Source organism: Candidatus Nitrospira neomarina (genome assembly GCF_032051675.1).
Classification (GTDB): Bacteria; Nitrospirota; Nitrospiria; order Nitrospirales; family UBA8639; genus Nitrospira_E; species Nitrospira_E neomarina.
The window spans coordinates 3142082-3166642 of sequence record NZ_CP116968.1; the positions used below are offsets into that span (position 1 = coordinate 3142082).

Annotated in this window: 22 protein-coding genes and 1 tRNA gene; 15 read left to right on the top strand and 8 right to left on the bottom strand. The window is 49.8% G+C overall.

What is annotated here, in order from left to right; all coding sequences use genetic code 11:
* Positions 1-167: 167 nt before the first annotated feature.
* From PQG83_RS13415 to PQG83_RS13455, 9 genes are all read left to right on the top strand, one after another.
* On the top strand, positions 168-3626 hold the full coding sequence (locus PQG83_RS13415) for an adenylate/guanylate cyclase domain-containing protein (RefSeq protein ID WP_312741939.1): 3459 nt from the start codon (positions 168-170) through the stop codon (positions 3624-3626).
* Positions 3627-3709: 83 nt separating this feature from the next.
* The gene (locus PQG83_RS13420; RefSeq protein ID WP_312741942.1) at positions 3710-4591 is read left to right on the top strand and encodes a DUF3237 domain-containing protein; all 882 of its coding nucleotides are present in this window, start codon (positions 3710-3712) and stop codon (positions 4589-4591) included.
* 136 nt (positions 4592-4727) lie between these two features.
* Positions 4728-5651, top strand: a complete 924-nt coding sequence (locus tag PQG83_RS13425; RefSeq protein WP_312741945.1) for an encapsulin — start codon at positions 4728-4730, stop codon at positions 5649-5651.
* Positions 5652-5660: 9 nt separating this feature from the next.
* Entirely contained in the window at positions 5661-6131 is a 471-nt protein-coding gene (locus PQG83_RS13430) for a hypothetical protein (RefSeq protein ID WP_312741949.1), read from the top strand.
* Positions 6132-6389: 258 nt separating this feature from the next.
* The gene (locus PQG83_RS13435) at positions 6390-8459 is read left to right on the top strand and encodes a hydroxysqualene dehydroxylase (RefSeq protein ID WP_312741952.1); all 2070 of its coding nucleotides are present in this window, start codon (positions 6390-6392) and stop codon (positions 8457-8459) included.
* Positions 8460-8484: 25 nt separating this feature from the next.
* Positions 8485-9522: a polyprenyl synthetase family protein gene (locus PQG83_RS13440; RefSeq protein WP_312741955.1), complete on the top strand. Its 1038-nt coding sequence runs from the start codon at positions 8485-8487 to the stop codon at positions 9520-9522.
* 61 nt (positions 9523-9583) lie between these two features.
* Positions 9584-10948, top strand: coding sequence for an OmpP1/FadL family transporter (locus tag PQG83_RS13445; protein ID WP_312741957.1), 1365 nt, complete (start codon positions 9584-9586; stop codon positions 10946-10948).
* A 184-nt stretch (positions 10949-11132) separates the two neighbouring features.
* Entirely contained in the window at positions 11133-11717 is a 585-nt protein-coding gene (idi, locus tag PQG83_RS13450; RefSeq protein ID WP_312741959.1) for an isopentenyl-diphosphate Delta-isomerase, read from the top strand.
* 623 nt (positions 11718-12340) lie between these two features.
* Positions 12341-12649, top strand: a complete 309-nt coding sequence (locus PQG83_RS13455) for an STAS domain-containing protein (RefSeq protein WP_312741962.1) — start codon at positions 12341-12343, stop codon at positions 12647-12649.
* Between the two features lie 321 nt (positions 12650-12970).
* On the opposite strand, the gene PQG83_RS13460 is transcribed toward PQG83_RS13455, so the two are convergent.
* The 8 genes from PQG83_RS13460 to PQG83_RS13495 all read right to left on the bottom strand — a co-directional run bounded on the left by PQG83_RS13460 (position 12971) and on the right by PQG83_RS13495 (position 18371).
* A tRNA-Asn gene (locus PQG83_RS13460) sits at positions 12971-13046 on the bottom strand.
* 103 nt (positions 13047-13149) lie between these two features.
* A complete protein-coding gene (locus PQG83_RS13465) occupies positions 13150-13413 on the bottom strand; it encodes a hypothetical protein (RefSeq protein ID WP_312741965.1) in 264 nt (87 codons plus the stop codon).
* Positions 13414-13529: 116 nt separating this feature from the next.
* Positions 13530-13808 carry a pyruvate ferredoxin oxidoreductase gene (locus PQG83_RS13470; RefSeq protein WP_312741968.1) on the bottom strand — a complete coding sequence of 93 codons (279 nt, stop codon included), beginning with the start codon at positions 13806-13808 and terminating at the stop codon, positions 13530-13532.
* A 34-nt stretch (positions 13809-13842) separates the two neighbouring features.
* Positions 13843-14547 (bottom strand): 2-oxoacid:acceptor oxidoreductase family protein, encoded by a 705-nt coding sequence (locus PQG83_RS13475; RefSeq protein ID WP_312741970.1) that lies wholly within the window; start codon positions 14545-14547, stop codon positions 13843-13845.
* Positions 14548-14576: 29 nt separating this feature from the next.
* Positions 14577-15485 (bottom strand): thiamine pyrophosphate-dependent enzyme, encoded by a 909-nt coding sequence (locus PQG83_RS13480; protein WP_312644699.1) that lies wholly within the window; start codon positions 15483-15485, stop codon positions 14577-14579.
* A gap of 67 nt (positions 15486-15552) precedes the next feature.
* Positions 15553-16764 (bottom strand): transketolase C-terminal domain-containing protein, encoded by a 1212-nt coding sequence (locus PQG83_RS13485; RefSeq protein WP_312741972.1) that lies wholly within the window; start codon positions 16762-16764, stop codon positions 15553-15555.
* Positions 16765-16904: 140 nt separating this feature from the next.
* Complete coding sequence (locus tag PQG83_RS13490; protein ID WP_312741975.1) at positions 16905-17531, bottom strand: carbon monoxide dehydrogenase beta subunit family protein; 627 nt, start codon at positions 17529-17531, stop codon at positions 16905-16907.
* Between the two features lie 360 nt (positions 17532-17891).
* Complete coding sequence (locus PQG83_RS13495; RefSeq protein WP_312741977.1) at positions 17892-18371, bottom strand: hypothetical protein; 480 nt, start codon at positions 18369-18371, stop codon at positions 17892-17894.
* A 103-nt stretch (positions 18372-18474) separates the two neighbouring features.
* Between PQG83_RS13495 and PQG83_RS13500 the strand changes: the two genes are divergently transcribed.
* From PQG83_RS13500 to argB, 6 genes are all read left to right on the top strand, one after another.
* Positions 18475-19299 (top strand): 3'(2'),5'-bisphosphate nucleotidase CysQ family protein, encoded by an 825-nt coding sequence (locus PQG83_RS13500; protein WP_312741979.1) that lies wholly within the window; start codon positions 18475-18477, stop codon positions 19297-19299.
* Between the two features lie 79 nt (positions 19300-19378).
* The gene (gene trmFO, locus PQG83_RS13505; RefSeq protein ID WP_312741982.1) at positions 19379-20695 is read left to right on the top strand and encodes a methylenetetrahydrofolate--tRNA-(uracil(54)-C(5))-methyltransferase (FADH(2)-oxidizing) TrmFO; all 1317 of its coding nucleotides are present in this window, start codon (positions 19379-19381) and stop codon (positions 20693-20695) included.
* On the top strand, positions 20695-21642 hold the full coding sequence (locus PQG83_RS13510; protein WP_312741984.1) for a tyrosine recombinase XerC: 948 nt from the start codon (positions 20695-20697) through the stop codon (positions 21640-21642). Before trmFO ends, PQG83_RS13510 begins: the two co-directional genes overlap by 1 nt.
* Positions 21639-22175 (top strand): ATP-dependent protease subunit HslV, encoded by a 537-nt coding sequence (gene hslV, locus PQG83_RS13515; protein ID WP_312741987.1) that lies wholly within the window; start codon positions 21639-21641, stop codon positions 22173-22175. The genes PQG83_RS13510 and hslV overlap by 4 nt, the downstream gene beginning before the upstream one ends.
* Positions 22176-22178: 3 nt before the next feature.
* Complete coding sequence (hslU, locus tag PQG83_RS13520; protein WP_312741990.1) at positions 22179-23582, top strand: ATP-dependent protease ATPase subunit HslU; 1404 nt, start codon at positions 22179-22181, stop codon at positions 23580-23582.
* 84 nt (positions 23583-23666) lie between these two features.
* The gene (gene argB / locus PQG83_RS13525) at positions 23667-24560 is read left to right on the top strand and encodes an acetylglutamate kinase (protein ID WP_312741993.1); all 894 of its coding nucleotides are present in this window, start codon (positions 23667-23669) and stop codon (positions 24558-24560) included.
* Position 24561 lies beyond the last annotated feature (1 nt).

Below are 24561 nucleotides of genomic sequence, written 5' to 3' on the forward strand. Positions count from 1 at the left end.
GGACTGCGAGAGCCTGTCGAGTCAACGGACCTTCGGGGAGAAGAGGAGAGGGTGATGCGTCCCAACCACGAGGGGCTCACACTAAGGTATGACACAGAAGACACCCTCGCGCCTGAGGGTGCACGGGGTATTTCCGCGAAACCTTATTTTGTTCAGAAGGCCTAGATATGACGTTCGAAGAGATCCTGGACGCGACAATGCGATTGCTTGAGAGCCGCAAGCGCATAACGTATGGGGCCCTCAAGAGACAATTCAGTCTCGATGATGAGTTTCTCGAGGACTTGAAGGCCGAACTCATCAAAGCTCAACGCGTCGCCGTCGATGAGGGCGGGGAAGTGCTGGTGTGGACCGGGAGGGATGACGCAACGCCTAGCCCAATCACAGAACAGGGAAGCGTGCCGAGTACTTCGCGAGAAGGTCAGGTCGCCCGCCAGGTTCGGCCTTCTACTCAGGCTGAACGGCGCCAACTCACCGTGATGTTCTGTGATCTGGTGGGCTCAACGGCTCTGTCTGAACGGCTTGACCCAGAAGACCTGCGCGATGTCATTGGGGCATACCAGGAGACCTGTGACCAGGCCATCCACCAATTCGATGGAACAATCATGCAATTCCAGGGTGATGGGATTCTGGTGTACTTCGGGCATCCTGTAGCCCACGAGGATGATGCGCAAAGGGGAGTCCTCGCCGCTCTCGAGATCTTGGCTGAGCTCCCGAAATTGAACAACCGCCTACAGCAGCTTTGCGATGTTGAGCTGAGCATGCGGATTGGGATCCACACCGGCCTCGTCGTGGTGGGAGAGATGGGAAGATCCGGGTGGCTGCAGACGGTGGCCCTGGGGGAAACTCTCAACGTGGCTTCCCGAATCCAAAGCCTGACTGACCCCAACACCATTGTGATTAGCGAGGCCACGCTGAAATTGGTCAAGGGTTTCTTCAACGTCCAAGCCCTTGGTGAACATACCATGAAAGGGATTTCCCAACCCATAAACCTCTGGCGCGTGCTGGGGAAAAGTGGCGTGCAAAGTCGTTTCGAGGCTGCCGGTAGACGACTGGCCCCTCTGGTGGGACGTGAGAACGAGGTTGAATGTCTTCGCAAAAAATGGGGGAGCGTCAGGGAGGGCATTGGCCAGGTTGTCATATTGGAGGGAGAGCCGGGAATCGGCAAAACGCGATTGGTGGAGGAGGTGAAAGAGCATCTCAAGCATGACAATCCCACCATTCAGGAGTACCGCTGCTCCCCCTTCTACCAACACACTGCCCTCTATCCGGTTATCAATCTATTGGGACAGTGGCTCCCTCTCGGACAGGAAGATTCGGCAGAGGACAAACTCCGCAAACTGGAGGGTGTCCTCAATGCTCTCAACCATTACCCTTCCAAAGCGGAAGGCGTAGCTCTTCTGGCCAGTCTGTTGGCGGTGCCGCTGGACAATAAATATGTACCACTCACGTTCACACCTGAAACTCAAAGACAGAAGACTCTCGAGCTTCTGCGGGATTTATTATTGGAGACATCACCCGGCCGCCCGGTGCTATTCATCGTCGAAGACTTGCACTGGGTCGACCCCACGACGCTCGATTGGCTGACCATGGTGGTGGACCAAGCACCCAAAACAAGCGTTCTGGTCATGCTCACCTCTCGCCCTGGTTTTGAGCCGCCATGGTCAGACCAAGCAAACGTAGGGAAAATTTCCCTGAAGCGATTGGGCGGAATAGATATTGGGACAGTGGTCAAGGGAGTGACAGGCGGCAAAATGTTGCCTCCGGAAATTACCGAGCTGGTCGTCAGCCGGACCGACGGCGTGCCGCTATTCGTGGAAGAACTCACCAAATCCTTATTGGAATCAGGGCTGCTCCGCCAACGGAACAATGAATATGAGCTCGTAGGATCACTGCCTTTAATGGCGATCCCTGCCACACTTCAAGACTCGCTAATGGCTCGTTTGGACAAACTCTCGACCGCAAAACCGGTCGCGCAGTTGGGAGCGACCCTGGGTCGGGAATTCAGTTATGAGCTCCTTCACGCGGTGTCCCCGCTCGAGGAGACCACATTGCAGAATGCGCTGACACAACTGGAGGAAGCCGAACTTTTGTATCGGCAGGGTCTGCTCACCCAGGCAAAATTCACGTTCAAGCACGCATTGATTCAGGAAGCCGCGTACGAGTCGTTATTGAAGAGTACGCGGCGAGAGTTTCATCATCACATCGCTGAAGTACTGGAAAATCAGTTTCCTTCCACAGCCGAGTCCGAACCGGAGCTCATAGGCTATCACTACACCCAAACGGCACACCCGGAACGGGCTATTCCGTACTGGCAGAAAGCGGGGCAACGGGCGCTCAAACGGTCTGCAAACCCGGAAGCCATTTCGCACCTGACAAAGGGGCTAACACTACTCCAAACACTGCCCGAAGACCCCGAGCGCGACAAGAAGGAGTTAATGATGCAGGTTGGCCTCAGCCCGGCCTACATGATTACAAAAGGATGGGGCGCGGTGGAGGTCGAACAATGCTCCAAACGTGCCCAAGCGCTAAGCCAAAAATTAGGAGACGGCCAGAGTCTCTATGCGGCGACATGGGGCTTGTGCTTCAACTACTTCATGCGTGGGCAATTAAATGTTTCCTTGAAAACCGGGGAAGAGGTGTGCCAGATGGCATATGCAACTGCCCTCCCCATCCTGAAAGTAGGGGCGCATCATGCGATCGGATACTCTCACCACTATCGCGGAGAATTTACTGAGTCACGGAAACATGCGGAGATGGGAATAGCCCTATTCAACTTTGAGCAGGAGAGATCGATCATCAGCCTGTTTCAGTTGTCTTCTACAGTGGCCTTGCACGAGTTCTGTGGCAGCAGCAAGTGGATGCTTGGTCTGCCGGAATCAGGTCTGAAACATGTCCAAGAAGCTATAGATCTCGCGGAGAAACTCGAACATCCGCCCAGCATTGCCTTTGCTTACGGTATCGGCTGCTTTGCCTACCATCCGGCCCGGGACTTCGATTGGGTAGAGAATGCTTCAGACAAAGTACTGGAGCTTGCCAAAAAGGAGGTATTTCAACTGTGGGATATCATCGCCCTGATGTACCACGGTTGGGCGATAGCCATGAAGGGCCGCCTTGAGGAAGGGCTTAACGAGATCGAAAGGGGGCTTGAAAAATTTCGACTCACCGGCAATCGGATTATCCTGCCTGACGTTATGACGATGCTTGGAGAGGTTCTGTGGCACGCGGGCCGAATCGAAGAGGCCCTCGCGGCGCTGGATGAAGGAATCCACGAGGCTACCCATCCCGACCGAAATCAGCATTTCATGGAATCTGAGCTCTACCGTCTCAAGGCAGAGATTTTTAAACAATGTGCCGAAATTGAGGAGAACCCAAAGAACGCAGCTAAATTGTTTAACGATGCCCAAGATTCTTTCCAAGATGCATTGGATCTTACACGTAAGCAAAAAGCCCGCATGCTGGAGATCCGAGCGGCAGTTGGTTTAGGCCGGCTGTGGCAAAAGCAGGGAAAACAGCAAAAGGCTCTCCAGATTCTCGAGAATCTCTATAACTCGTTTACCGAGGGATTGGACACGGAGGATCTCCGTGAAGCGCACATATTGATTGAGGAGTTGAGAGAATCGTCATAACACCTGGCAATTACAGTGTAGGCCGATTACGCAAGAGGGACTGTGAGCCTTTCGAGTCAACAGACCCTTAGCCGAGAAGGGGAATGATGATGCGTTACAACCACGAAGGGCTCACACTGTGGTATGGCACAGAGGACACGCCGGCACCCGAAGGGGTTGTGGAATCAGGCGACAACCTCAGTGTCATTGCAGCTGTCTCTCCGGCAAACCCAAGCAATACGGTCAGTGTCTTGTATCGTGTCGAGGAAAGTTTCGAGCGCACCGTCCGTGCGTCCTTGTTACGAAATGAACATGGTGCAGGACGACAGTACTTCAAAGCAGCTTTTCCAAGACTCCCTCCTGGGTCGAAGGTCGAATATACCGTTATCGGCGAAAATAGTGGACGGCGGGTTCCGAACCCGTGCGCGATGACCGGTCTGACCCGTCAATTTGAAGTCCGAAGTGCCTTCGCTTCAACCTCTACCCCCGACGAAGCATCCCAACCAAATCTGGCTGAACGTCGTTTACCGTTTAGCATCGAATATCTTTCCCATTTTACGATTCATCTTGGCGGTAGCCCTCCTGAGATTATCGGAGAAACTCCGGAAGGGATTAAGGTCAATTGGTACATAAGCAGCGGTGAATTTACCGGACCAAAACTTAATGGAAAGATTAATCAGGAAGGCGGTGACTGGATGACTATTCGTCAGGACGGCGTCGGGCTCATGGATGTCCGTGCCACGCTGGAGACCAGCGATGGAGCATTGATCTTCATACACTACCCAGGCTACTTCGAATTGGGTGAGAAGGGATACGAAAATTTTTTGAAGAAGAAGTGGCCACCCACACCACCCACAAGGACAACCCCTTGGATGATTACCTCTCACCCTAAGTACCTGTGGGTCAACCGATTACAATGCATTGGAATCGGTCGGGTCATCATGAAAGAACCAATTTATGAATATGACCTGTACGGATTGATTTAGAACTTGAAGGGCAAGTTTCGAAACCAGACCATGGATACGAGTTCAGATTTCCGGAATAACTTTAATAGGCCAACTAGAACCATCGTCTTAATTTTATTTGTGCCCTTATTCATTATTCATGAGAGGTGAAGAAGCTATGGAACAGGAAAATTTCCCTGGTCAATGGACGGAAGACCAATGGAGCCTCGTACAGCAGACAGTTCGGGATGAAGCAACCAGGGTACGCGTGGCCGCATCATTTTTGCCACGCAATGGCCCTTTGGGTTCAGATACTGATTCCGTGCCAACACAGGACTTTTTTGATAACCAGGCTAATCCCCTGCCCCTACCAAATGGCCCCCTTAACCGCCTGGCAGTTGACGACCGAACAACACGACCGCTCACAACCATCTCCGTAAATGTTCAGATCAGAAACTCGCAAATGGCCCAACCGGACCTTTCCAGCGCTCTCAGTATGTTTCGGCGCGCCGCGAATATTATCGGACGGATCGAGGACGGTCTGATTTTTCAAGGTCAAAACTCAGTGAACCCTTTTGATAATGGGCAATTCCCAAACCTACCCAATGTTTTCCAAGTTTCGGGCGGAGCGATATGGAGGGGACTCATTGACGCTGCAACCCGTCAAGGGTCAGGACAGCAGCCGATTGATAGTTTACGTGATCGGAATGGCACACTTGCGTATTCTCCAGATGCATTCGTGAGGGACATTACGCGGGGGATATCAACACTAGAAGGAGGAGGATACCTAGCACCATTCGCCCTCGTTTTAGGCAACGAACTCTTTGAATTGGCCCATACGCCAACTGATTCGCTTGTGATGCCTGCCGATCGAATCAAGCCAATTCTCAACGGTCCGTTGTTGCGTTCCAGCACGATACGACCTCTATACGGAGTTTTAATGTCCACGGCTGGTGATCCTGTTGATCTGGTATTGGCCAGCGATATCTCGGTTAAACCTGTCCAGGTTACGATGGAACCACGGTACGTGTACCGCGTGTCCCAGCGTTTTACCCTTCGCATTAAGCAACCAAGAGCCCTTTTGGCTTTTGGGCCAGAATAGAATTGCCGTTTGACTCTAAAAAGGGGATGGGGAAATGGCAGAAAAAAGCACCTGCCAAACAAAAAGAAATCATCAGCCCAAAGAAACCCCTCAAGCAAGGGAGGAAGCAAAATGCCTGACCCAACTCAATCGACACAGAAACCCATTTTGAAACCTGTGCCTGACACAAAGAATGAGGGCCCTTTCCGCTACTGCCAGCGTAATAAGGGTAAGCTGGTCGTTAAAATAAGAAACCATGGAGGAGATATGCCTGGGGATCATAAAATCAAAGTAAAGATAGACTATAGACAATATGGGCAGGAAGTAGGAGAGGATTTGGAGGGACTGAAAAGCGGAGCTGAAACTAAACAACTAGAATTCAATCTCCCCAAGGAGGCCTTCGATCCAGACTGTGAGTTCGATATCAATATTTATATTGGAGAAACTTTGCACCGTACAACCGGTGGAATATGCGCTGGGGAAATTCACTGCTCCCAATAATTGTAGCGGCCTTAAAATAATGGCCAATATCAAAGTCACAGAAAGCTGAAAGCAGGCCTTTTCCAGGGCGGACTGAGGGCCTCCTTGGTTTGGAAAAGCCGTTTGTACGGTACATCTTGTTAGTGAATACCCACAGCTGATGAAGTTCGAATGGTAAGGGAAAAGTGGAATCATGAGTCAAACATATCTAAGGCCTATAAAAAAACTAAACGTCAGGACTGGTTGGAAAAGTTTTCAGGTATTTAAATGAGTAGGGAAATGGGCAAAAAAGTCATAATTCTCGGTGGGGGTATCGGCGGCATGAGTGCGGCCCATGAGCTGGCTGAACGAGGATTTGAAGTCGAAGTCTATGAACGACAGGAGATCCCCGGGGGAAAGGCTCGCAGCATTCCCGTACTTGAATCCATTGATGACCGTGGGAGCCAGGGCACTCACGGGCCTGCCATTGCGAAATGGCGGCGGATGAGAGGGCATGAGTTGGGACCCAACGAAAAAACTCCCTGGCTTCCGGGCGAGCACGGCTTTCGGTTTTTCCCAGGTTTTTACAAACACATCGTGGATACCATGGACCGGATTCCTTACGGAGAGGGAAAAGTTTCTGACAATCTGGTCAAAACCACTCAATTGTTGCTGGCCAGGGAAGGGGCAGACGAAATGGTTCTTCCCTCCCGATTTCCACAGACGCCCCAGGATATAAAATCCTCCATTAATGCTGTCCTCAAGGTGTTATCTGATGAAATTGGCGTTTCGCTGCAAGAGATGCAGCTTTTTGGAGGGCGGGTCTGGCAGATCGCGACCTCCTCCCACGAACGCCGGCTGGACGAATATGAAAAAATCGGATGGTGGGATTTTATTCAAGCCTCGCAAGGTTCCGAAGACTATAAAAAATTCTTCGGGCACGGAATCACTCGCTCTCTCGTCGCCTCTCAAGCTAACCTTGCCAATACACGCACAATCGGGAACATCTTTCTTCAACTGGTCTTTGACATTATTGACCCGACCATCCCAACCAGCGATCGTTTACTTAACGGACCGACGAACGCGGTATGGATTCGTCCATGGTTGAACTATTTAGAACGACGCGGTGTGAAATACCACCTGGATTGTACGGTACAGTCCATCGATTATTCCCACGGACACGTGCAGAGTATTACGGTGGAAAAGGGGGGGACAAAAACAACCGTGGCGGGCGATTATTTTGTAGCGGCACTCCCTGTTGAACGGATAGCGCCCTTAATCAACCTGAGGCTTCAAGAAGCCGACCCGCGCCTGAGCCATCTATCTGAGTTGGCAAAAAATGTTGCCTGGATGAACGGCATCCAGTTTTACATCACGCACCCGTTGCCCATTGCCCACGGCCATGTCATCTTTGTTGACACACCCTGGGCTCTCACTTCAATTTCCCAAGGCCAGTTCTGGCCTGACTTTGACTTGGCCAAATTCAGCGACGGTGATACACGGGATATTCTCTCGGTCGATATCTCCGACTGGGAAACCGAAGGGGTGCTCTATGGGAAAAAGGCCAGCGACTGCACCCGTGACGAAATCGCCATGGAGACCTGGGAGCAACTCAAGCGCAGCCTTAACGATATGCATGGAAGGATGGTCCTACGGGATGAAGATTTGGACCATTGGTTTTTGGATCCGGATATCCGTCGCGATCCCGAGGAAAGGAAGTTACAGGAAAACGTCGAACCCCTTCTCGTGAATCTTAAAGATACGTGGCGTCTGAGGCCGGATGCCGTGACTGCCATTCCCAATTTATTCCTTGCGGCAGACTATGTGCGAACTCATACCGACCTGGCCACGATGGAGGCGGCCAATGAGGCTGCCCGGAGATCGGTCAATGGCATTCTGAATCACAGTGGGTCCGGGGCCACCCGCTGTCGCGTATGGGCGCTTCATGAGCCTGAGATTCTCCTACCCTGGCGTGAATATGACCGGGCCCGGTGGGAACAGCACCTGCCCTGGGAAGACCCATTAGCCCTCATCAGTATCGCGAAACCAATTCTCGAGGTATTTGAAAAGACCGGTGCCCTATCCAGCATTGACACTCGTTCGTTCCAGCGTTTATCTGAAAAATTTGAAGTCGTCAACAGCTTGCCAGGGCTTACAAACGACAACCAAACGTCCCCAATAGAAAATCTGCTGGAGGTGACAAAGCCCGTTCACTCGATCGTCGAGGAGGTCAGGGAAATGATCCCCTCTGATGGGGGACTGACAGAATTAGGTCCAAGCTCTGGAGCACAGGACAAAGGAATGAAGGGGTGGGAAGGTGAAAGGAAGCCACGGCAACCTGGCCGACTGCGAATCATACAAAAACAGTAGGAAATCCCGATAGGATTATCGAGCAATGGATTCTCAAGATTACAACACATTTCTTGAACGGTTGGGTGACTACCGCCGCCGGACACTGGAAGCTCTGCAACGATCTCTCCCCGACAAAGAGCCACGTCGTTATCTCTACGCCCCGGTGCGGGAGTATCTGGAACGTTCTGGAAAAGGGCTCCGCCCTGCTCTCTGTCTTGCCACCTGTCGAGCCTTTGGTGGCCGCATCGAGGATGCCCTTGACTCGGCAGCCGCGATTGAAATGCTCCATAACGCCTTTCTCGTTCACGACGACATCGAAGACGGGAGTGATTTTCGACGCACGCATCGGACCCTGCATACGCAATATGGAGTTCCCATCGCCGTCAATACCGGCGACGCGATGCAAGCGCTCGGCATGGGTATCCTGAGAAAAAACTACTCTACGCTGGGCCCCAAGCTGTCATGGCAGATTTTTGAAGAGTTCTACGCCATGCTGATGGAGTCGTTTGAAGGACAAGCGATTGAGCTGGGGTGGATACGAGACAATCGATGCGATATTTCCGATGAAGACTATCTCCGCATGACCTTGAAGAAAACCTGCTGGTACAGTTTTATCCATCCCTGCCGAATTGGCGCACTCATTGCCCGTCCTGAAGACAAGAATCTTGACCGGTTCAACGCGTTTGGTCATTACCTTGGCTCGGCATTCCAGATTCAGGACGATGTGTTGAATCTGATAGGGAGTCGTCAGAAATACGGTAAAGAAATCGCCGGAGATCTGTACGAAGGAAAGCGGACGCTCATGCTTTCTCACTTGTTTGAGAAAGGCTCTCCTGAGGAGACCGCGAAACTGAAATCCTTTCTAGCCAGGTCGCGCAATGGCAAATATGCCGATCAAATTGACTGGGTAAGGGAGTTGATGAACACACATGGGAGCATTGAATACGCACGATCCAGTGCACGCGAACTCCGTGATGCAGCCGAACAAGCCTTTTTTGACGCGTATCACGATGCGCCGGAAAGCGAGGACAAAGCCTTCATTCAGCAAAGTCTCCATTACATGATTGAGCGATCCTCCTAATCTCCCTTTTCCCTGGAGAAACGGCTCTTGAGGCCGAGGAACCGCAAAGAAAGGAGCCCAGGTGAAAGACCTTTCATTAAACCCTAAAAGAATGGTCTCCCACGCCGGCTTTTTGATAAGCGCCCTCTTTTTGGCGACGCAAGGTGTCGCGTATGGTGAGGGATATCGACTGCCATACCAGGGCGCCGCAGCGGCTGGTCAAGGGGAGGCCTTTATCGCCCAGGCTGACGATGCGTCTGCCTTATATTACAATCCCGCAGGTCTTACTCAATTAAGAGGCGTTCAGGTCCAATTCGGCGCAAATTTCATTACCGGGAAATTCGAATATACCAGTCCAACGGGCCAAAAAGTCGATGGTGATCTCCGGCAATCTGTGGTCATGCCGCCCCCAAGCCAATTTTATTTGACCGCAAACCTTAAAGACCTGGGCTTCACGGCCCTCGGGCCTCTCATAGTGGGAATCGGTTTGAACTCCCCATTTGGGCTCGGCTCAAAATGGCCCGATGACGCCCCGTTTTCCAACATCGTAACGGAAGCCACTGTCCCCCTTCTGGATATCAAACCTACTCTGGCTTATAAGATTCATGACATGGTTTCTCTAGGAGCCGGGATGGATATTTATACATTTGCGAAGTTCATTGGTGAAGGTCAGGCTGAACTGAAAACCCAATCGACCGAAATCAATGGAACCGACACGGCCGTCGGATTCAATGTAAGTGCACTTTTAACCCCCTTGCGAAATAGCGCAGGGGACCCTCTCGTGAATTTCGGATTGGTTTACAGACACCAGGCAACGCTTCATCTGAAGGGAGACTTTCTCGTGAACGGTAAAAAGGTGGACGATGCCGAGACGACGCTCCCACTCCCATGGGTTTTGAGTGCCGGGCTCGCCGTATGGCCGATTCGGGACGCGGCTCGAGCCTGGAAAGTAGAAGTCGACGTGGATTATGTCGGATGGAGCCAATTTAAAAGTTTAGATATCCGTCTTTCCAACGCGCCAAACATTTCGCAACCCACGGATTGGGAGAACACGTTCACATTTAGCGCCGGCACCGAATACAAATGGCTCAAGCTCGCCTCACTCCCCCATTGGGAGATTGCCCTCCGGGGAGGTTATCAACGGTCTAATTCAGCAAACCCAGCTCGCACGTTCACCCCTGCCATTCCTGATTCCAATTGGAACATCTTTGCGACCGGGCTCGGATTGAAATGCAAACGGGGATCGCACTTCCTGGGGTTCATCAGTTGCGGGGATCCTAATCCTGACTCAGGCTACCTGGAAGCCATTGTTTTGGATCTAGCGTTTCAATGGGCTCTCTGGGAGACCCGCACCATCAATGGGAACGAAATTAGCCCTACCATCAATGGTAAGTACAAAACGAAAGACTGGTATATCGGATCGTTCAGTATTGGTCTGATTTTTTAATGACTTATACACATTCTGCACACCACCAGTATATGGAATTGGTTCGCGTTGACTAAGGCTACATTCTTCCAAAAAGTACTCGGTGTAAATTTATCTGTATCGTTGTGGAATGCCTTGCAATTGTCTAAGCTCAGGAGGAGATTCGACATCAAACTCATTTGAAAATGGAAATGACGGATACCACATGAACGTCAAGGAAGTTGAACCGAAGCACATGACATTTTCCCAACCAGACATGTTGATACTTGTCGATAAAAACGATGAAGTCATCGGCTTTCAGGAGAAAGAGGCCTGTCATGATGGCGACGGCCAATTGCACCGTGCCTTCTCCGTGTTCCTCTTTGACCAAACTGGAAGGCTTCTTCTGCAAAAGCGCAGCACCCACAAGCGTCTTTGGGGGGATTTCTGGTCAAACAGCTGCTGTAGCCATCCGCGCCCGCATGAGAACACCCGCGACGCGGCCGAAAAACGTGTTCGTGAAGAGTTGGGCGTCGATTCGTGCCTGCACTTTCTCTTCAAGTTCGAATATCGTGCTCGCTACGATGGAGGTGGTTCAGAGCACGAACTTTGCTATGTGTACGCCGGTCTCTTAGCCGGAGAGCCGAAGGTAAATGAGTTCGAGATAGGGGCTTGGCGGATGATCTGCGCACAGTCGCTCGACCGAGAGCTCGATGAAAAGCCGGGTGACTTTACTCCATGGCTCAAGTCGGAATGGCCGCGCCTGCGAGAGAGTCACTGGGACGCTGTAAAAGGTCTCTTGTCCCTATAAAATGGCTAACAATAGCAACGATCAAGGAAGCTTTTAAGATACCCATTAACTTTGGGCTTGTTTCATTTCTCAGTTTTGGCCAGTTTTTGATGAAATTTGATGGCGGCGTTTGGCTTGGGTCCAACAGTTTTCGATGACATTAACCTTATAGTGTGGATCTGCAAAAATTTTGGGTTAATACGACAGTGCTTGAATTTTGAGTCATTCAACACATTGTCGCTACGCAAGTCGTTGGAAAAGACAATGCTAACCAGTACGAGTATTTCCGATATATTCTGCAAATTCGGCTTTTGGCATCGAGAATTCTTATGATGTAGATCCGTCTCCCCTTTGAGAATAAAAATGACTTGCCATTCGACTGTGGAAGATCGCCTTTATTCTGCACTACGGATCCACTGAAACAGAAGGCGAAGCTGAGGTTTTCACCACACAAAGAGCGCAACGGGAGGACTTATAAGCGCAGATATTAGAATGATGTAGGGAAATGGCCCTGCAGAGAAAATCTCAATCTTTTGTGCCATTCCCTCTGTTCATCCAAAATTAGTACCGGATCCGATTCTTTACCGATCTTTCTAAACGCCACTAAATGCAAACCCCATATGTCTTGTTAGAGAAGGATGGTTATGCAAGGCGAAATGCAATTCCCAAAGGACTTTTGGCGCCTCACTCTTCCACGGAAGTTTGATAGGGTAGCTCAAAAAGAATTCGAGGCTAGAATCCAACAGATCCTATCGGGTGGCTATACTAAGTTAGCGCTGGATCTCAATTTTGTGGCGTTGATTAGTAATTCTGGATTAGGCCAAATTGCTATGACCTGTTTAGATCTCAAAGCAAAGGGTATTCAGGTGAGCTTCATTGGGATTTCACCAAAAATCAAAGGTATGCTGGACCGACATGGACTCTCAGATCTTCTTGCCGCTGCACAAATCTAGGAGAGTATTTCCTTCTTCGGAGGTAGCAATATTGCCATTCTGTTTGATCCCTTTCGGTCAAATCTGGAAACCGCCTCATGTAGACCAATGGAATTTTCACTGATTCACAGACTCATGCAATGGATTAATAGCCAAGCTTGTATAGGCGGCAAATGCCCTGGTGGGGATGACGTGCTGCCCCCGGCACAACTGATCGGATTCCGGGTTAGTTAGGACTGGTCAGCAATGAAAGGTTTTTATCCTGAAGGGAGTGCAAAGCAAATCGTCTACATGGTCAGACGCGATAACAACGGGCGGTCAAAACATGGAGCCCATAAAATTTGGCTCCTCGGGCAGGACTCGAACCTGCGACCATTCGGTTAACAGCCGAACGCTCTACCAACTGAGCTACCGAGGAACGAATATTTGTTAAGTGCGAATGTTCTCTTCTAAAAGGTGATCATAACGGGAGTGGCGAATTTCTTCAAGAAGCGATGAAATTTTTTCAATATTTTTATGGCCTAAAACTGAAAATCGGCAGAATCCTCTTCACCCTCATCGGCCTCTGACGCACCCCCATCAGATAACTTCACGTAGTGGCGGGCCCAGGATAAATAGATATTGGCACTATCCTTCATCGCATCGCTACCCTTGATAAGTTTACCGACAATTTCCTGATCTCCCCCACTGATTTCAATCTCTCGTGCTTTGGTTTCCAATGCATGATGAAAATTTTCCATCTGTTCGGTTAACGTCTGCACATGTTGATTTAAATCGGTACTCATTTTATCTTACCCCTACATCCTGTGCATCCATTAATGGATGACGGTTCGTCAAACAAATAAAAAAGCCCTACGACCAATCACAAGAAGGAGATCGTAGGGCTTTTCGTCTTTTAGAGTTACCCCTGATAGGCTTGACCCAACTCCGCGGCTTCTCCAGCCTTTTCCATTAAGGTCCCATCTGAATTCACGGCGACCATTTCAATGGCTTCATGTTTAGCGGCGTCACATACAACTTTACACAGCTCACAACCCTTGCACCGCTCGATATGCACCTCGGCTATCATTTTGTCTGAATTGAGATCCAAACAATTAGCTTCCGGGCAATACATGATGCAGAGCCGACAGCCTTTTTTCGCCACACACTTTTCTTCCGTCACTAGGGCAACATTATACATCTATCTCTTTCCTTCGATGATGAGGTTCTGGGTATTACGCAGCAGCGGCTTCTCCAACCATCAACTCCACGTTGTTTTTCTCTGCCCATTCTGCAGCAATTTCATAAGATCTAGCCACCGTATCCAGATTCTTTTTTAACAACATTTCTTTCTTCGCAAACTTCTTTTTAATGGCTTCGTCCAGTGTTGCCGTACCACCGGAAGCCACAAACTTCTTACCAAACCGTTCTTGTAAGGCCAAGTCCAAGCCATTCATGGATACGCACTTCGTGATTCCGGCTACCGAACCAATCATGGTCATGTTTGTGGCCAATTCAGTCCCTGCAACTTCCAAAGCAATATTCGTCCCTGGGATGTTAAAAACCGACACATTGAGATCTTTGAGTCGCTTCACATCTTCGTCTGACAAAAGGGGCATGTCGGTATTAATGATTACGAGCCCACCCTCTTTAATCCCTGAATAAAATGGCATCGTGTAACTCTTACCCATCGTAATGACTTGAGGGTGAAATACTTGAATCACATCAGGGAACACAAGTTCCCCCCGATCGTAAATTTTCCTCAGTCCTATTCGACAGTAACTCTCGGCTGGCGCCATGCGTTTTTCCGCTCCAAAGAATGGGTTTGAAATAGCAAACTTACCATCTTTGGATGCCGCCATGGCCATAACATGGGCCGCAGTCACGGCACCCTGCCCTCCCAGACCTGACATTCGGATATTGATTCGACGTATAATCATGGAATAGCTCCTCTCACATGTCTCTCCGTTTATGCCGTTTGGCCGGCGAGTTGCTTTTTGGCTTCAGCTTTTCGTTCTTTTTCCTTCGCAGCCAATTCGGCCAATAATTCCTTAGCCGGTTCGCTTACATACTCTTTATAAGCAAACCGTTCGGTTGGCTTTTCAGAATCACGCATTTCCTGTAAGCCTTCCATGCTGTTTTTCCCGATTTCCAGGATACATGGCGTATACAATTGGAGATAGGTCGGTCCAATTTCCCGCGCAATATGCACAGCGTTTTTAATCACTTTTTCAATGAGATTTGGTTTGCTGACCGTGCAATTCACTACATAGTGGCAGCCGGACTCTCTGGCAATTTCTGGAAGTCGAACTTTTTCAAAGGTTTTGCCTACCGGGGCCATCTTGGCAACAAAACCCTTTTGCATAAGCCCACTCTCTTGACCACCTGTATTGGCATACAACTCGTTATCGAAACAAATGGTGGTAAATTTTTCTTGGCGGAACCAGGCCTGCAAGGTCATGTCTAAGCCAATATCTACCGTAGCCCCGTCTCCTGCTAACACCACGACGTCTTTATGACGATCAGGAAAACGAACCGTTAACGCCCGCTTTAACCCTGATGCAATAGCATTCTGATTGCCGAACAATGAATGAATATTGTGGACCGCCACATGTGGAAATACCAAACTGGTACATCCCGTTGAGCCTACCATGACAGTATCCTCTGGATTAGGCAAAGACGCGAGGATATAGCGAAATGCCATGGACTCCGGACATCCGGCGCAAAGAGAGTGCTCTTCAATGAGTTCCTTTGCGTTACCGATATCTTTCCACCCTCGTTGTTCATTCCCGTACGTCGCCCGTTTGACCAAATCCTGGTACTCGGCGGGCATGATGTCAAACAACTCCTCTGCGATTTTTATGCGTTCTTTACTCATGAGTTTCTCCTTATAGTCGTGATCTGCTTGAATGCCATACTTTCACAAGATGCTTACCGTTGTTGCATCAACCCCCACGCCCAGCCAACGAAGGTGCCTTGACTCCTAATACAGTTTTAATTTCCGCGGCGATGATTTCAGGCGGCATGGTCATTCCCCCACACACGTGGGGACCCGCATGAATCCGTTCATTATTGGGAACCGTTGCGCTCACTTCACGGGCTAACCATCCAGTGACATTAAATTCAGGAACAATAATGTGCTTGGCATGCTTGGTGGCCTCCCTGATCTCCTCTCCAGGCCATGGCCGCAAGGTTTTAACCTTCACCAAACCGACCCTAATCCCTTCCTCTTCCAATATCGCGATGGCTTCGCGGCTTTGCGAAACCGCGGTCCCAGAGGCCACCACAATCACATCAGCATCGGTATTTTCGGTGTCAATTAATCCATCCATCCAACGGATGGTGTGCTTCCTCGACCGCTCAACAGCGGCCCATACCTCCTGCTGCCAGCTTGCATGGGTGGCATAACTAATATAGTTACTTTTCATGACAAAAGGATCTCGCATCATGCGAACAGGAGGACATTCCATATCCATACAGGGAACCGGTGACCGATAGGGATCGTACGGTGGCAAGCACATGTCGACGGGAGTTAGATCTACCATATCTTTCGTATGGGTCACAAAAAAGCCATCGCAGCACAAGGCCAGTGGCAAATGGACATCAGGTTCTTCCGATACCATGTAGCCCTTGAGGATCCAGTCATAAAAATCTTGGGCGGTTTCCGCATGCCACACCAGCATGCCCGTTTGCATTAAATATGAAATTTCTAAAGTATCAGGCTGAATGGAGAGGGGAGAGTTGATACCCCGACAGGTCACAATCATCTGAATAGGTAACCGTGCTCCAGCCCACATGGGGAAGTTTTCCATAGCACGCATGGTGCCTGGCCCGGCCGTGGTGGTAAATACTCTGGCGCCACCAAAAGCGGCTCCCGCGCATTGCGACATAACGGCAAATTCGCTTTCCCCTCGGAAGTAATCACCAATATAACCTTCGGCAAAGAGCTCCCCGCACAATGCAGCAGCTTCACTTTGAGGGGTAATGGGATATGCGACCATTATGTCACAGGAGGCTCGCCGTACGGCCTCTTTTATGACTTCACTTCCGGTAAAGAAAGACGGTGTTCTTGGCGCCTCATTCATCATGTGCCAAGGATCGGTATACACCTGTTCTTTTTTGTTTTTTTGTCCTATGAAAGAAGCTTGAGCGGCCATGATTTTGACCTCCTTTGTCTGCTTCAGGGTGGAAGACTTCCGATTGTCTTAAACGATAATATGAGAATTCATAGATGAAAGTTTCTCAGAACCGTCATTCATCTCTGATTTCTTTCATGTATGATGAAAACCCAGAACAATTACACCAAATCTTTCGCTGGAGGGGCGACTGATCCCTTTAATTTCTTCACCCAATCCGCCAATCTGATTATCTTATCGGCTGTTGCATCACGAACGGATACCATCGCATCTTCATGACCAGCCTGAGCACACATGGCAATCGTGTAGCAATTCGTCCCACCACGAATGATCTTGAGAGAAAGATTGGCCTGATGGCAATGAACGCCCACAAACATGCAGGCATCAATTTTATTATGCCAGATAGTCAAATTTGGGTGATTTGGATTTATTTCGATTTCAGGATTAATTTTAGGATATTTCGGTCTATAGTCCGGCATGGGAATCAGCATGGCATTTTGACAAGAGGAATCCACGCATTCTTTGATGGTTTCATACAAATGACGGATTGCTTTGGCCTTCTTGGCGGCCTTGTCATTCCATGCCCACAGGACCAATGGTCCAGGAAAGATCGTGGGCACTTTTGCCGAAAGAAACTGCCTGGCCGCCTCCTCCAACGCTTCCTCTTCGGAAACTATGCTACCATGAATATGTCCTTGCCCTGGATCGGGAAGCCTGATCCCCATTGAGGCCGCAGAAGGTGGCAAAAAATGTTCGGGGCCTGGCATTACCCTATAAGAAGTTGTCATCGTACCCTCATGTCTCCATTAAAAAAATTTGACAAATACTATCCGCTCCACCTTCTTACTGTAAGAAGGCAATAAAAAAATCTCAAGATCGAAAAAGACCCACCTGTCCAAAATATTGGACTTTTTGAGAATATATTTATGAGTCTTTTGCCCTATGAATCAAAATTTTCCTAAATAACCTAGGTTAGTATAAGAAGGCGCTATAAATATTGTCAATTTGAATATTGTTGATATCAGACGCAAAAATCGATTTCTTAAGGTGAGAGCCCTCATGGCTGTCCACCTTTTCATTGGTTTGAAAAAGAAAAGACCTAGTAGGAAAAACGAGGAGAGAGAACACCGACGGAAGGCAAATATAGTCTATCTGGCTCTGACTTTCAATATGGCATACCGCCATCTCGCTTCTCCAGTTATTTTTGGAATCGTGGGAAAAGGCATGGTCAGAGAGAAATCTCTCGCCTGGTTCGGAGGAATTTCCAAAGAGATCTCTGCGGCCTCTTGCCCAACAATCTCACATTCTGTCATATGGCAGTCCTCAATCGTAGCCTGGATAGTTACTGCTATTATGGTAAAGATTTGAGCTGAATTTTCAAGCCTCCCGGTCAGCACAAAGGACCGGGAGTTCAGTCCGGGTCGAACCTCCATGTGAGAAAGTTCGGCCTGGCTGGGAGAAATCCGCTGAAATTCCAACTCCCGTTCCTGAGTATCCTGCCAAATAATGAAGCCGATAGCTCCAAACAGGACAATCAGGATCATCCCCAGAACGCGACGCAATTTTGGCAAATACGTCGCCATGAAAATCATGATTAATATCAACAGAATAATGGCAATAGGCAGCATAAATTTTTCAGGCAGTGGGTGGGGGGAAAATTCTCCTTCCTCTCTACTCCTCTCCTCTTATACTATCGGTTTCCTGAATCCCCTTCTTTCACCGGAGAAAGCAATGCCAGATTTTTCTCATGAAATTGAAATCGCTTCTCACCTGGCCCGGAAGGCAGGGCAGGTAATCATGAACATCTATAAAAATGATTTTGCGGTCATGTACAAAGGCATTGACGAACCCGTCACCAAGGCCGATCAACAAGCCAATGCCCTTATCGTAGATGAATTACACACCCATTTCCCACAGGATTCCATCGTGGCGGAGGAAAGCCCCCTCCCCTCCAAATCTCTGACGACGGGCCGAGTCTGGTACATAGACCCCCTGGATGGAACGAAAGAGTTTATTGCACGCAACGGGGAGTTTTCTATCATGATCGGACTGACCATTGATGCTCGCAGCAAAATTGGCGTTGTTTACTGGCCCACGCGTGACCACCTCTATGCCGGCCTGACGGATCAGACGGCTTGGATGGAACACAATGGGGTCCGCCAAAAACTCACAGCTCTTGCATCCCGACGTCAAACCAGCCTCTCGCTAGTCACTTCTCGATCCCATCGATCCCCAATGCTCTCTATCATTCAACAATCATTGCCCATTCATAATGAACAACAGTTGGGAAGCGTGGGACTGAAAATTGGCCAGATTGCCCAAGGAAACGCTGACCTCTACATTGAACCGAGCCCGTATACCAAGGCATGGGATGCCTGTGCGCCTGAAGCCATTTTGCGAGGAGCCGGCGGGTGTTTTACCGATATCCACGGGAAACCTATCCAATATGGACTCAATAATTTTCGCAATCTTCATGGGTTGGTCGGAAGTACTCCAGATATTCATCAACATGTCATTCAAGTCTTGACGGGTCGATGTTCCTCGTGTGAAGGTTGACACCTTTTTCCGGCAATTCTTAGAATTCGTTCCTTAATACTTTCTCAGCGCCTTTGGCCACTATCACTCTCACACAATCATGAGAACAGACCTTGTTATTATCGGAGGCGGCCTGGCCGGATCGGAAGCGGCTTGGCAGGCGGCCAACTCTGGCGCCAGAGTAACCCTATATGAAATGCGGCCTAAGGAAGAAACAGCCGCACATAAGACCGAACACCTGGCCGAGATTGTCTGCTCAAACTCTTTGGGATCGAATGATCCTCTCAGCGCTCCTGGAATGTTGAAAGAGGAAATGCGGCAATTGCACTCCTTGATCATCCGAATTGCCGACGAGGTGCGGATCCCGGCAGGAACGGCATTAGCGGTGGATAGAGACCAATTTGCCTGCAAGGTGACCCGAGCATTGGCCGAACACCCGAATATCAAAATTCTTCGAGAAGAGATCCATGAAATTCCCGAGGATGCGCTGTGCATAATTGCCACCGGCCCCCTAACCTCACCCAAATTGTCTGAGGCAATCATCCAGTTCACCCAATCGAAAAACCTGTTTTTCTTCGACGCCATCTCACCGATCGTGGATGCGGATTCACTCAACACAGACCGGACGTTTATGGCATCACGGTATGAAAAAGGATCGGCGGATTACGTGAATTGTCCTATGGACGAAGAAACCTATAACGCCTTCTATAACGCATTGATCGAAGCTGAACGCGTCCAGCCAAAGTCTTTCGAGAAGGTGCCGTATTTTGAAGGATGTCTCCCGATTGAGGTCATGGCCGACCGTGGTCGCCAGACCTTATTGTTTGGCCCCCTCAAGCCTGTGGGATTAATTGATCCCAAAACCGGCCAACGGCCCTATGCTGTGTTACAATTACGTCCAGAAAACGCTCATGGCTCCTGTTATAATCTGGTAGGGTTTCAAACCAAACTCACCTATCCGGAACAACGCCGAATCTTCAGAATGATCCCTGGTTTAGAGCAGGCTGAATTTTTACGATGTGGAAGCATCCATCGAAATACCTATATCAATGCACCAATCCTTTTACAAAACACCTTGCAGGTGAAAAAACAGCCACGCATCTTTTTTGCCGGACAATTGGTTGGAGTAGAAGGTTATGTGGAGGCTGCCGCCAGTGGAGGGATAGCCGGAATTAATGCCGCTCGCATCCTATCAGGGCGTGATCCGATCACCCCACCGCCCTCTACGGCTCATGGAGCACTGCTTCATTACATTACGACTTGTGAGCCAAAGTACTTTCAACCGATTAACTCAAACTTTGGGCTATACCCGCCACTTGATACACCGGTGCGAGACAAACAGAAAAAACGACAACTCATCCAAGAACGGGCCACTACCCATTTCAAAGCATGGATGACGCAATCCGAGCTTTCGTAATGTACCTTCAATTGGAACGGGGAGTTTCGCCTGAAACACGCCGCAGTTACCAGTCCGACCTCAAACAATTCATGGCGCACATTCGAAACTCCCTTTCCGGGAACGATCTTTCAGAGCCTGGCGTTATCGACTCACTCCATATTCGATCCTATCTCAAGAGCCTCAGCGATCAAGGGTTAAAAAAAGCCTCACTGGCCAGAAAACTGGCATGTCTCAAAAGCTTTTTTCGTTTTTTAGTTGAAGACGGACGGATTTCGCGTAATCCGGCCTCCACGGTTCGTTCGCCTCGACAAGGGACGCGTCTTCCCACCGTCCTCACCAAAGACGAAGCCAACACCCTTTTAGACTCGTCAGCATCCCAGCAATGGATTGTGTTGAGAAACCACGCCATTCTAGAAACCTTGTATGCAAGCGGGGCTCGGGTATCAGAATTAGTCGGGTTAAATTGGGCGGATGTGGATCTAGAAACCCGATCGATCCGACTGCGGGGAAAAGGGAAAAAAGAGCGGATGGTGCCTATTGGCACAGTGGCTGCTGATGCCATCTTGGAATATCAACGTCATCCGCCCCACAAGAACAAGATTTTACAAACCGGAACAACGGCCCCACGGGTGCCCTACTCAGGATCGCAACCTCTTTTCCTCAATGCTCGAGGAGGACGGTTGACCGCTCGAAGCGTGGAACGCATGATGAAGCAAGAGACCGAACACCGCTTCACTAAGACGGTCACTCCCCATACTCTGCGCCATTCCTTTGCCACCCACCTCCTCGATGAAGGAGCGGACCTGCGGGCCATCCAGGAACTCTTGGGCCATGCCTCGCTCGCCACAACCCAAAAATACACCCATGTGGCCACTGATCAACTCATGGCCGTTTATGACCGGGCACACCCCCGATCCGGCTCTTCTCACTCCATACCCCCAGAAGGAGACCCTCTCAAACGATGAAGATTCGATCCACGACGATTCTGTGCGTACGCAAGGGGCCTACAGTGGCCATGGGCTGTGACGGCCAAGTCACCGTCGGCAGCACCATTATGAAGAGTAACGCCAAAAAACTCCGGAAGATGCATCAAGACAAGGTGCTGACTGGCTTTGCCGGGGCCACCGCAGATGCGTTTACCTTATTTGAAAAATTTGACGCCAAGCTGGAAGAGTATCGAGGGAATTTGACCCGAGCTGCCGTTGAACTGGCGAAGGATTGGCGAACCGATCGGGTCCTTCGACGATTAGAAGCACTGTTAGCGGTTGCCGACCGTGAGCATTCATTTCTTATTACCGGCACCGGTGATGTGGTCGAACCGGAAGACGGGATTTTGGCCATTGGATCAGGGGGACCTTACGCGTTATCTGCTGCACGCGCCCTCCTGGCTCACACCGAACTGCAACCGTCACAGGTTGTCGAACAAAGCATGCAAATCGCCGCTGGAATCGACATTTATACCAACCATCACATTGTTATTGAGGAGTTATCGTCATAACGTATGGAACAAGAGACTTCACCAACACCCAAAAACCTAGACTCCCTCACCCCACGTCAAATCGTAGAGGAGTTGGACCGCTACGTCATTGGACAACGAGATGCCAAACGTATGGTTGCCATTGCCCTACGAAACCGCTGGCGGCGCCAACAGCTCAGCCCGGAACTCCGGGATGAAATCGTCCCGAAAAATATCATTATGATTGGTCCGACGGGGGTCGGGAAAACAGAAATTTCCCGACGAGTCTCCAAATTAGCAAATGCGCCATTCATTAAAGTTGAGGCTTCCAAATTTACCGAGGTAGGGTACGTCGGCAGGGACGTCGAATCTCTGATTCGTGACCTCACCGATCTATCCATTAATATGGTCAAGACGGCTTATCTGGAAAAGGTTCAAAAAAAGGCTGAAGAGATGGCCGAAGAGCGGGTCTTAGATATGCTGCTTCCGCCATCGCCGTCGAACCCCTCATTGGAGACCAGTGAGGAGTCAGCAGCCGCTCCTACACAACAAAAACAGGATCAACAGGACTCCACCCGCTCAAAACTGCGCCTCCAACTGCGCGAGGGCAAACTGGATAATCGGATGGTGGAAATAGAAATTAAAGAACGAGGAGGGCTTCCGGTTGGAATCATTTCCAATATCGGAGGGATGGAAGATCTTGAGCACAACCTTCGGGATATGCTCGGCGGCATGATGCCGGGAAAAAAGAAAAATCGCCGAATGAAAGTCTCAGAAGCCCTGAAATTCATGGCCCAGGAAGAAGCGCAAAAACTTATTGACATGGAAGAAGTCACCAAGGAGGCCATTACCCGCACGGAACAATCAGGTATCGTCTTCCTGGACGAGATTGACAAAATTGCCGGACGGGAGAAACACACAGGCCCCGATATTTCACGGGAAGGGGTGCAACGGGACCTTCTCCCAATCGTGGAAGGGTCGACGGTCAACACCAAGCATGGGCCGGTCAAGACCGATCATATTTTATTTATTGCCGCGGGAGCATTTCACGTGGCCAAACCTTCGGACTTAATTCCGGAATTACAAGGCCGGTTCCCTATCCGTGTAGAACTGGAGCCCCTCACAAAGGATGACCTCATCCGCATTTTAACCGAACCCAAAAATGCCCTGGTCAAACAATATCACGCTTTACTGAGCACCGAAGAAATCGCGTTGGAATTTACCAAAGACGGGATCGAAGAAATTGCGGCAACCGCTGTGCAGGTGAATGATCGAACCGAAAACATCGGCGCACGACGGCTCTTCACCATCGTGGAACGGTTATTGGAAGATGTCTCCTTTGAAGCGCAAGATCTTCAGGAAAAAGAGGTCGTGATTAACGCGCAGTATGTGCGGGATCACCTTCAAAGTATTGTAAAAGACGAAGATCTCAGCCGGTACATTCTTTAAAAGCCACTCATCTGTTACTATGGTCATATTTCCCTTTCGCCTTTGCCATTCTCCCCGAAACCCTGGAACCCATGAGTAGGTTGCATGAACAAACTGATTAAAAAAGCGGACATCCTGATTGAAGCGCTTCCCTATATTCGGACCCTCGCCGGAAAAACCGTGGTCATCAAATACGGGGGGAGCGCAATGGTGCATGAAGAACTCAAGGAAGGCTTCGCCGAAGATGTCGTCTTATTAAAATATGTCGGGTTGCAACCGATTATCGTTCATGGCGGTGGGCCACAAATTAATGAAATACTGGATAAATTCGGCATTGAGGCAAAATTCCTGCATGGAGTTCGGGTCACGGATCACCCAACCATGGAAGTGGTCGAAATGGTCCTCGGTGGAAAAATCAACAAGGAAATTGTGTCGTTGCTGAACCAGCATGGCGCCAAAGCCGTCGGACTCACCGGCAAGGATGGTCGCCTCCTGACCACGAAACCATTTAATCCAAAGAGCCTGATTCACACCTACAGCGGATCAACCGACGTGCTGCACCCTGAGGACTATGGCCTCGTCGGCCAGGTCAGCCATGTCGACACCACGTTGCTGCATACGCTTCAAGAGGCGAATTTCATTCCGGTCATTGCGCCAATTGGGGTCGACGCCAAATGGGAAACGCACAACATCAATGCCGATCTGGTAGCAGGCAGCGTAGCTGCAGCGGTTCAAGCCGAAAAATTACTGGTCTTAAGCGATGTCAAAGGGATTCGTGATGCCAATAATCGGCACGTCTCCACCCTCTCCAGAAAAGATATGGAACGCATGGTCAAAAAGCAGGTCATCAGTGCAGGCATGCTCCCCAAAGTTCATGCCTGTTTAACCGCCCTTCAGGGTGGTGTCCGTAAGGCGCACATTATTGATGGACGGGTGCCACATGCGGTGTTACTCGAGATTTTCACCGACAAAGGCATCGGGACAGAAATTGTGGCATAAC